General features: G+C 61.2%; 8 protein-coding genes. 4 read left to right on the plus strand and 4 right to left on the minus strand.

Annotated elements, in window-relative coordinates; all coding sequences use genetic code 11:
• The coding region (locus F8N49_RS20805; RefSeq protein WP_151552365.1) for a LysR substrate-binding domain-containing protein at positions 1–844 on the minus strand (844 nt) is incomplete at its 3' end.
• Positions 845–957: 113 nt separating this feature from the next.
• On the opposite strand from F8N49_RS20805, the gene F8N49_RS20810 reads away from it, so the two are divergent.
• Both F8N49_RS20810 and phnX read left to right on the plus strand, forming a co-directional pair.
• On the plus strand, positions 958–2,067 hold the full coding sequence (locus F8N49_RS20810; protein WP_110645471.1) for a 2-aminoethylphosphonate--pyruvate transaminase: 1,110 nt from the start codon (positions 958–960) through the stop codon (positions 2,065–2,067).
• Positions 2,068–2,213: 146 nt separating this feature from the next.
• Entirely contained in the window at positions 2,214–3,041 is an 828-nt protein-coding gene (phnX, locus tag F8N49_RS20815; RefSeq protein WP_016770551.1) for a phosphonoacetaldehyde hydrolase, read from the plus strand.
• A gap of 84 nt (positions 3,042–3,125) precedes the next feature.
• Here the strand turns inward: phnX and F8N49_RS28480 are convergent, their stop codons facing one another.
• From F8N49_RS28480 to F8N49_RS20835, 3 genes are all read right to left on the minus strand, one after another.
• Complete coding sequence (locus tag F8N49_RS28480) at positions 3,126–3,695, minus strand: hypothetical protein (RefSeq protein WP_218574891.1); 570 nt, start codon at positions 3,693–3,695, stop codon at positions 3,126–3,128.
• 397 nt (positions 3,696–4,092) lie between these two features.
• Positions 4,093–5,016 carry a 1-aminocyclopropane-1-carboxylate deaminase/D-cysteine desulfhydrase gene (locus tag F8N49_RS20830; RefSeq protein ID WP_151552369.1) on the minus strand — a complete coding sequence of 308 codons (924 nt, stop codon included), beginning with the start codon at positions 5,014–5,016 and terminating at the stop codon, positions 4,093–4,095.
• A gap of 163 nt (positions 5,017–5,179) precedes the next feature.
• Positions 5,180–7,219 carry an NADPH-dependent 2,4-dienoyl-CoA reductase gene (locus F8N49_RS20835; protein ID WP_151552371.1) on the minus strand — a complete coding sequence of 680 codons (2,040 nt, stop codon included), beginning with the start codon at positions 7,217–7,219 and terminating at the stop codon, positions 5,180–5,182.
• A gap of 207 nt (positions 7,220–7,426) precedes the next feature.
• Between F8N49_RS20835 and F8N49_RS20840 the strand changes: the two genes are divergently transcribed.
• Positions 7,427–8,557: a nitrilase-related carbon-nitrogen hydrolase gene (locus tag F8N49_RS20840; protein WP_151552373.1), complete on the plus strand. Its 1,131-nt coding sequence runs from the start codon at positions 7,427–7,429 to the stop codon at positions 8,555–8,557.
• A 3-nt stretch (positions 8,558–8,560) separates the two neighbouring features.
• Positions 8,561–9,601, plus strand: a complete 1,041-nt coding sequence (locus F8N49_RS20845; RefSeq protein WP_151552375.1) for an AraC family transcriptional regulator — start codon at positions 8,561–8,563, stop codon at positions 9,599–9,601.
• The last annotated feature ends 238 nt before the right edge of the window (positions 9,602–9,839 follow it).

Raw genomic sequence — 9,839 nt, forward strand, 5'->3', positions numbered from 1 at the left:
CAAAAAACGCCTGAATCAAGCGCAACTCGCGCCGGCGCTCCATGCAGCCAAGCATGTGCCGGTTCACCAGCCCTCCCCCGGCAATCGGGATCGCCACCACGCGCGGGTCATGACTGACCTCCACCGATGACACTACACCGACACCCAACTCGGCCGCGACCGCTTCGGTCACCGCCTCGCGACTGTCCAACTCCAGCAACACCCGCGGCTGAATCGACGCCTGCATACACGCCTGGTCAAACGTGCGCCGGGTAATCGAACTTGGCTCGCGCAGGACCATGATCACTTGGTCGAGCTCCTTGAGTTTGACGTCAGCGGAGCGACTCGCCCAGCGATGCCCCGCCGGCACCAGCGCGCAGATCCGCGATTCGCTCAGCGCTTGCAGATGCAGGCCCTTGCGCGGCTCGACCTCGGTCAGCACCGCGACATCGGCGTGCTCCGACAACAGTGCCGCCAGGGTTTCCTGGGCGTTGCCCAGACGCAGGTTCACGGTGATGCCCGGATAGCGTGCGCGCAGGCTTGCCAGCATCGGCATGACCATGTGCGGCCCATCCGCCGCCACCTCCAGACGCCCGGTCAACAATTGCCGATTGGCCTCGAGCAGCGTCTGCGCTTCTTCCGCCAGGCCGAACATGGCGCGAGTGATCGCTGCCAGTTTGGTGCCCTCCTCGGTCAATTCCACCCGTCGCGCGGTGCGCCGCAGCAAGGTGATCTGGTAATGCTCTTCCAGTGCCTTGATGTGTCCGGTGACTGCCGGCTGGCTGATGAACAACCGCGCAGCCGCGCGGGTGAAGCTGCCTTCGCGGGCCACGGCATCGAAGGCGCGCAGCTGAAACAGATTCATGGATAACCCTTACTGATGGCTGGCATAACAACAAACAATTTGATTGATGCAGCGGCGAATTGCAACGTAGGCCCCGTAGCTTCATCCCACAGCGTTTTCGCGAGGACACACGAATGAGTACCGCCGCACCGATTCTGCTCACTCCCGGCCCGTTGACCACTTCGGCCCGCACCCGTCAGGCCATGATGGACGACTGGGGTTCGTGGGATGACCGCTTCAACCAGCTGACCGCCAGCCTGTGCGAGCAATTGCTGGCCATCCTCAACGGCGCCGCCAGCCACCATTGCGTACCGTTACAGGGCAGCGGCACGTTTGCCGTCGAAGCGGCGATCGGCACGCTGGTACCGCGCGACGGCAAAATCCTCGTGCTGATCAACGGCGCGTACGGCAAGCGTCTGGCGAAGATCTGCGAAGTGCTCGGCCGCTCGTTCAGCACCTTCGAAACCGCCGAAGACGAACCGACCACCGCCGCCGACGTCGACCGCTTGCTGCGCGCCGACGCTGACATCACCCACGTGGCGCTGATCCACTGCGAAACCAGCACCGGCATTCTCAATCCGCTGGCCGAGATCGCCGAGGTCGTCGCGCAACACGGCAAACGCCTGATCATCGACGCCATGAGCTCCTTCGGCGCATTGCCCGTGGATGCGCAAAAAGTACCGTTCGACGCGCTGATCGCCGCCTCCGGCAAATGCCTGGAAGGTGTACCGGGGATGGGTTTTGTCTTCGCCCGCAAGGAATCGCTGGCCGCCGCGGCTGGCAACTCGCACTCGCTGGCGATGGACCTGTACGACCAGCACGTCTACATGATGAAAACCGGGCAATGGCGCTTCACCCCGCCAACCCATGTGGTCGCGGCGCTGCACGAAGCGCTACTGCAATACAGCGAAGAAGGCGGCCTGCCGGCGCGGCATGCGCGTTATGCGGCCAACTGTCAGGCGCTGATGGAAGAGATGAACAAGCTCGGCTTGCGCAGCTTCCTGCCGGCGGCGATTCAGGCGCCGATCATCGCGACTTTCCATGCGCCGCAGGATCCGCGCTACCAGTTCAAGGAGTTCTACGAGCGGGTCAAGGCCAAGGGTTACATCCTCTACCCCGGCAAGCTGACCCAGGTCGAAACTTTCCGCGTCGGCTGCATCGGCCACGTCACCCCGGACGAAATGCGCCAGGCCGTGGCAGCAGTGGGTGAAGTGCTGCGCGAGATGGAAGTGCTCGATATCTGAATGCCCCGCTCCCTGTGGGAGCGGGCTTGCCCGCGATAGCGGTCTGACATTCAGCATGGATTTCGGCTGAAAGGGCCCCATCGCGGGCACGCCCGCTCCCACAGAATCGCCAAATTCGAATATTTTTTTCACAGGAATTGATTGCCATGAACTACACCAATCCAAGCAAGCTGCAAGCCGCGATCCTCGACTGGGCCGGTACCGTGGTCGATTTCGGCTCGTTCGCGCCGACGCAGATCTTCGTCGAAGCCTTCGCCGAGTTCGATGTCCAGGTATCGATCGAAGAAGCCCGTGGGCCGATGGGCATGGGCAAGTGGGACCACATCCGCACCCTCTGTGATCAGCCGCAAGTGGCCGAGCGTTATCGCAAGGTGTTCGGTCGCACGCCGACCGACGATGACGTCACCGCTATCTACAACCGCTTCATGCCGTTGCAGATCGAGAAAATCGCCGAGCACTCGGCCCTGATTCCCGGCGCGCTGGACGCCATCGCCCAACTGCGCGCGCAAGGCATCAAGATCGGTTCCTGCTCCGGCTACCCGAAAGCAGTCATGGACAAAGTCGTCGAACTCGCCGCCAGCAACGGCTACGTCGCCGACCACGTGGTCGCCACCGACGAAGTGCCAAACGGTCGTCCATGGCCGGCGCAAGCGTTGGCCAACGTGATCGCTCTGGGCATCGACGATGTTGCAGCGTGCGTGAAGATCGACGACACCGTGCCGGGCATTCTCGAAGGCCGCCGGGCCGGCATGTGGACGGTTGCGCTGATTTGCTCGGGCAACGCGCTGGGTCTGGATTATGAGGGTTTCCGCGCGCTGGGCAGCGATGAACTGGCCAGTGAGCGCAAGCGCATCCACGCGCTGTTCGCAGATTCGCGGCCGCATTACATGATCGACACCATCAGCGATCTGCCGGAAGTGATCGCCGACATCAACAAGCGTCTGGCCAACGGGGAGATGCCGCAAAACGCTTGAGGCTGGAAAACTAAAACACCGCTGATTGCAATCAGCGGTGTTTTTTTTGCACTGTCTTGAGTCAAGACATCGCTTGGATATGACTTATTCGGAAATAAGGTTACCTTGCGCATCGTACGCAAGACCATCGGGATGTTTAACACTTCCGTCCGGCAATTGTTCAGTTCCATCTTCCCAGACAATACGGCCATCCGGATATTCAACGGTATTATCCGGCCAGACGATTCGCCCGTCCGGATACTCTACCCGGCCGTCTTCATATTGAATGATGCCGTCGGGACGCTTGATCGAAGTTTTATCTACAGCGACTACGCTGCCGTCAGGCAGTGTGGTGGAGCCATCGACATTGACTTTCGCACCAATTGTTTGAATCAGCGTTATCAAGGCCACAGGATCGATGTTGATGTTAAGGGTCGGCCATGGCATTGGCGGACGCTTGGTGTCAACCGGGGCCACTGGTTTGGTTGGCGCTACTGGCTTGGTTGGCGCTACTGGCTTGGTCGGCGCCACTGGCTTGGTTGGCGCTACCGGCTTGGTCGGCGCCACTGGCTTGGTTGGCGCAACTGGCTTGGTCGGCGCCACTGGCTTGGTCGGCGCTACCGGCTTGGTCGGCGCCACTGGCTTGGTCGGCGCTACCGGCTTGGTCGGCGCCACTGGTTTGGTTGGAATTACTGGCTTGGTTGGCGCAACTGGTCTGGTTGGGACAACTGGCTTGGTTGGCGCAACTGGCTTTGTTGGTGTTACCGGCTTTGACGTTGTGGTAGTAGGGCGAGGCTTCGAGATCGGACTTTTCATATTCACACTCAAATTGATAAATATAGTTTTGATCTTTAATAACAAACTAAAGAGCCGAGCCGACAATAATCACGCACAACTAACTATTCAAACCAAAAGAAACCACAAGATATAAACAACATAGAGTTACGCTGCGCAGACCAACGCACAACAATAACTTTCAACAAACAGAAGTCATAAACCGTAAAACTTGCACTTCGATTGATTGCAAATATCATCACGCCGCAGGTTGGCATGTATTGATCGCGACCATCGGCTACATCGCTGCAAATCCGCGCCGTCCCTGCAGGCCACCCGTGTGGGCAAAGACCAGACGCGTGCCGACCGCAAATTCGCCTGACTCGACACGCTGCTTGAGCGCCAGCAAGGCCTTGCCGGTGTACAGCGGTTCCAAAGGGATGCCGCTGGTTTGCTCGGTCTGATCGATGAAGGTCAGCAACGCCTGGTCAACTTTGGCGAAACCACCACGGCTGGCATCGATCAGTTGATAGTCCGCCGCAGGCTCGGTGGTGTGCGCGAGGATCGACTCGATGTTCGGCGCTACGCCGTGATCATCCGGCACTGCCAGAGCACCGTACACCACGCGCTTGCCTTGCTCGGCGAGCGCCAGTCCGGCCAGTGTCGTGCCGGTGCCACAGGCCAGCCACCAGGCGTCGAAATCATTCCAGCCCAGCTTGGCCAATTGCTCTTCGGCCTGCTGCCAGATCGCTGCGCAACCCAAGGCGCCGGCCAGTCCACCACCGCCCTCGGGCACCGCATGCAGCGTAGGAAATTGCGCTTGCCATGGCACCCAGAATCCCGCTTCGTGCCGCGCGCGGTAGCCGGCGTAACCGAGCCAATGCAACTGCATGCCGAACGTTTGCAGATCCCGCACTGTCGGCGTGTCCTGCGGGTGCCCGCGCAGCAGCCCCACGGTTTTGAATCCCAGCCGCTTGCCCGCCGCCGCCAGCGCGTGCAGGTGATTGGAATGCGCACCGCCAAGGCTGATGATGCCCTCGGCGCCGGCACGCTCGGCGGCTTTAAGATGTTCAACGAGTTTGAACCACTTGTTGCCGCTGATCAGCGGGTCGATGCGGTCCAGGCGCAGGATCGCGACCTCGATGCCGGCGTCTGCCAGCCAGCCTAGACGGAGCGGTTCGAGGGGGGCTTGGGCTAGCCAGTTGGGGGGAGGCAAAAGCATAAATGCCGGCTCTGTTTGCAGAGCCGGCATCTTAACAGCAGTCGCAAAAAAACCTGCTGTTTGCAAGCGAACCTGCTCGCGAAGGCGTCGTGTCAGGCGAAATCTTCGTAGCTGACGCTCCGCTTTCGCGAGCAGGCTCGCTCCCACAGGTGATGCGTTGTGTTTACAACTCAGCCGCCAGCCGCGAACCCTGATTGATCGCGCGCTTGGCGTCCAGCTCCGCCGCGACATCCGCGCCGCCGATCAAGTGCACGTTCTGCCCGGCTTCAACCAGACCATCGTGCAACTCACGCAACGGATCCTGCCCCGCACAGATCACGATGTTGTCCACCGCCAGCAGTTGCGGCTCACCGCTTTCGCCGATGCGAATGTGCAAGCCTTGGTCATCGATGCTCAGGTATTCGACGCTGTTGAGCATCTGCACCTGCTTGTTCTTCAGACCGGTGCGATGAATCCAGCCGGTGGTTTTGCCCAGACCGTCGCCGACCTTGGTCTTCTTGCGCTGCAACAGGAACACCTCACGGGCCGGCGCATGCGGTGCCGCTTTGATGCCCGCCACACCACCACGGGCCTCCAGTTGCGTGTCGATGCCCCACTCTTTCCAGAACGCCGCGCGATCCAGACTGGTAGCCACGCCTTGATGAACGAGAAATTCCGAGACATCGAAACCGATCCCGCCCGCACCGATCACCGCGACACGCTTGCCGACCGGTTTGCGCTCGAGGATCACGTCCAGATAACTCAGGACCTTGGCATTCTCGACGCCCGGAATCGCCGGCACGCGCGGGGCGATACCGGTGGCGAGGATGATTTCGTCGTAACCGCCGTCAACCAACTTGGCCACGTCAACGCGGGTGTTCAGGCACACCTCGACATTCGTCGTTTGCAGCTTGCGGTTGAAGTAGCGCAGGGTTTCGAAAAACTCTTCCTTGCCCGGTACGCGCTTGGCGATGTTGAACTGGCCACCGATCTCGCTGGCCGAATCGAACAGCGTCACCTGATGACCGCGCTCGGCGGCCACGGTGGCGGCGGACAAACCGGCAGGGCCGGCACCGACCACGGCGATTTTCTTGATCTGCTTCACCGGCAGGTAATTGAGTTCGGTTTCGTGGCAGGCGCGCGGGTTGACCAGGCAACTGGTGAGCTTGCCGCCAAAGGTGTGGTCGAGGCACGCCTGGTTGCAGCCGATGCAGGTGTTGATTTCGTCGGCGCGGCCTTCGGCGGCTTTGTTGACGAAGTCCGGATCGGCGAGGAATGGTCGGGCCATGGAGACCATGTCGGCATCGCCTTCAGCAAGAATCTGCTCGGCAATTTCCGGGGTATTGATGCGGTTGGTGGTGATCAGCGGAATGCTCACAGAGCCGCGCAACTTGGCCGTGACCTTGCTGAACGCTGCACGCGGAACCTTGGTGGCGATGGTCGGAATCCGCGCCTCGTGCCAGCCGATACCGGTGTTGATGATAGTCGCGCCGGCCTGTTCGATGGCTTTGGCCAGCATGACGATTTCATCCCAGGTGCTGCCACCTTCGACCAGATCGAGCATCGACAGGCGGAAGATGATGATGAAATTCGGCCCGACCGCTTCGCGCACACGACGGACAATTTCTACCGGCAGGCGCATGCGGTTTTCGTAGCTGCCACCCCAGCGGTCGGTGCGGTGGTTGGTGTGCGCGGCGAGGAACTGGTTAATGAAGTAACCTTCAGAACCCATGATTTCGACGCCGTCGTATTCGGCGGTTTGCGCCAATACCGAGCAGGTGACGAAATCGCTGATCTGCTTTTCGATGCCCTCTTCGTCCAGCTCTTTGGGCTTGAACGGGTTGATCGGCGCCTGAATCGCGCTCGGTGCTACTTGTTTCGGGCTGTAGGCGTAACGCCCGGCATGAAGAATCTGCATGCAGATCTTGCCGCCCGCCTCGTGCACCGCGCGAGTGACGATGCGGTGCTTGAGCGCCTCTTCCTCGGTAGTGAGCTTGGCCGCGCCGGAATACACGCCGCCCTCATCATTCGGGCCGATGCCGCCGGTGACCATCAGGCCGACACCGCCACGGGCACGTTCGGCGAAGTACGCCGCCATGCGCTCGAAGCCACCGGGCTTTTCTTCCAGGCCGGTGTGCATCGAGCCCATCAGGGTACGGTTGCGCAGCGTGGTGAATCCCAGGTCCAGCGGGGCCAGCAAATGCGGGTAATGAGCGGCGGTCATCGGTAACTCCACAACGAGCGATCACGGAAAGTTGCGGGAGCTCTGCGTCCCCCGTCAGTCATGTTCGACAGACTAAGAGTCGCACCGCTGTCACTCAATGACCGTAACTGACAAGTTATTGATCCAAATGCGCAGCGCCCCTTGGCAACCCGAGCCATGGGCCCTACCCTAGTCGGCACATCCTGTACCCGGCTGTTGTTGGTTTTCATGCGCAAACTTCTGTATCTGTTTTTCTCCATGGCCCTCGTTGCCGCCCTGACCACCTACGCCATGTGGGCGGCAGACCGGCCGGCGGGACATTACCTGTCGGACCTGCGCATCAAGCTCGCCGTCAATCAGGGCACGCCCGGCGACCGTGGCAATCTGCTCGGCATTCAGCCCGAACTGTTCCCCACCGATTACCAAAGCTCCGCACGCCTGCACCGCAAGCTCGCGGCGTACCTGCAGCAGGCCCGCGATCAAGGCTTGCTCAATGAAAAAACCGTGGTGGTATTGCCCGAGCACGTCGGCACCTGGCTGATGATCAGCGGCGAGAAAGACGAGTTGTATCAGGCGCCGACCCTGGCGGAAGCAATGAACTGGCTGGCGGCGAGCAATCCGCTGTTGTTTGCCCGAGCGTGGCTGCGGGCCAAGGGCGAGCAACGGCTGAACGATGCTTATCTGCGGATGAAAGCGAAGTCCATGGCCAAGGATTACCAGGCGCTGTTCGGCGGTCTGGCCAAGGAGTTCCAGGTCACCCTGGTGGCCGGCTCCATCGTGCTGCCGGAGCCAAGCATCCGCGACGGCCGGCTCAAGCCCGGCAGCGGCGCCCTGTTCAACAGCAGCGTGGTGTTTGGTCGCGACGGCGTACCGTTGGGCCAGCCGCAACGGCAGATGCATCCGATCTTTGATCAGCAAGGTGTGATTCAGGCCGAAGACAAACACGCCATACAGGTCGTCGACACACCGGCCGGACGCTTGGGCATCCTTATCGGCAGTGACAGCTGGTACCCCGCCAACTACCGCACCCTCGATGAACAAGGCGCGCAACTGGTGGCGGTGCCGGCGCAGGTTATCGGCCAAGGCGCCTGGGACAAGCCATGGCGTGGCTACAAGGGTTCGAGCACGCCGGGCTCGGTCAGCCTCAAGCCCGGCGACCTCAATGAAGGTCAGGCCTGGCACCGACTGACCCTCACCGCACAACCACCGAGCAGCCGCGCGATTGCCGGCGTCAGTGTGTTCATGCGCGGGCAGTTCTGGGACAAGTCGAGTACCGGCACAAGCTTCCTCAGCAGCAACGGCCAGCAGTTCGCCGATGGCGAGGCCCGTGGTGCGCGCTTGCTGAATGTCTGGCTGTAGACCATGAAGCCGCAGCCGATGCGCCTCGGGGATCTGTCGGTGGGCTTCGTCCACAGTCTGGTCGACGCCGTGCGCAGCCACGGCACCGACCCGCTGCCTCTGCTCGAGCAATACGGCCTCGATGCCGCGCGACTGGCCGAGGCCGGGGCACGCTTGTCGATCCCGCGTTACATGCGCCTGGGCCATGCGGCGATTCAACTGACCGGCGATCCGGCCCTGGGCCTGCGCATGGGCCGGATGATCCGCCTGAATCAGGCTGGGCTGGCCGGCATCACTGCGGCGCAAGCGCCCACCGTCCGTGAAGCGGCCCGCTGCCTGACGCGCTTCGAGCCGCTGTACGGTTCCAACTATCGCGGGCAGTCCAGCTTTCATGAAGATGCCAACGGTGCCTGGTTGCGCTTCTACTCGATCAGCCCGTACAACGCCTATAACCGCTTTGTGGTCGACTCGATCCTCGCCGGCTGGCTGCATCAGTTGTCGAGCCTGTGCGGCGAAACGTTGCGCGCCGAGAGAATCGAAATCGAATTCGAAGCGCCGGATTACCGCGACGCCTACACAATGCTTGGCGACTGCCCGATCCAGTTCAGCGCCGAACGCAATCAGCTGCGCCTGAGCCTGAACAGCCTTGCCCTGCGCAACCCAGAACATTGCCCGAGCACCTGGCGACATCTGCTGCAATTGTGCGAGCGGGAGCTGGAACAACTGACCCGCACCCGCAGCCTGCGCGAGCGCATCACGCAATTGCTCGGCCCGCTGCTCAATGGCGGCCGCGAGCCGGATCTCGAGGAAGTCGCGGCACGCCTGAAACTGCCAACCTGGACCCTGCGGCGCAAACTAGCAGAGGAAGGCACGCAATTTCGCGCGATCCTCAATGACACACGCCGTGACCTGGCAATGACCTACATCCGCGACACCGAACTGGCGTTCGGCGAGATCGCCTACCTGCTGGGCTTCGCCTCAGCTGAAGCCTTCCAGCGTGCATTCAAACGCTGGAGCGGGCAGACGCCCGGCGAATCCCGACGAAATTACCGCTCGGGAGCCTGAAGCTCAGAGCTCCGTGGCGTCGTCAGCCGGCTCTGGTTGATCCAGTTCAAATGCCTGGTATTCGAGCAGTTCTTCCTGATACTCATCCATCGTATAAATCCCCCAACTGCTCGCTATGAAAATGGCCTGATCAATCGACCTGTGCCCCGAGCATAAAGTGCCCTTATGAAGGAAAAGTGAAACGCTGCCTTCATGAATAAAACGTAGCAGGTGGTTGGGGATTTATCGCGGCGCTGAT

The organism is Pseudomonas sp. GXM4 (assembly GCF_008923895.1).
Classification (GTDB): Bacteria; Pseudomonadota; Gammaproteobacteria; order Pseudomonadales; family Pseudomonadaceae; genus Aquipseudomonas; species Aquipseudomonas atacamensis.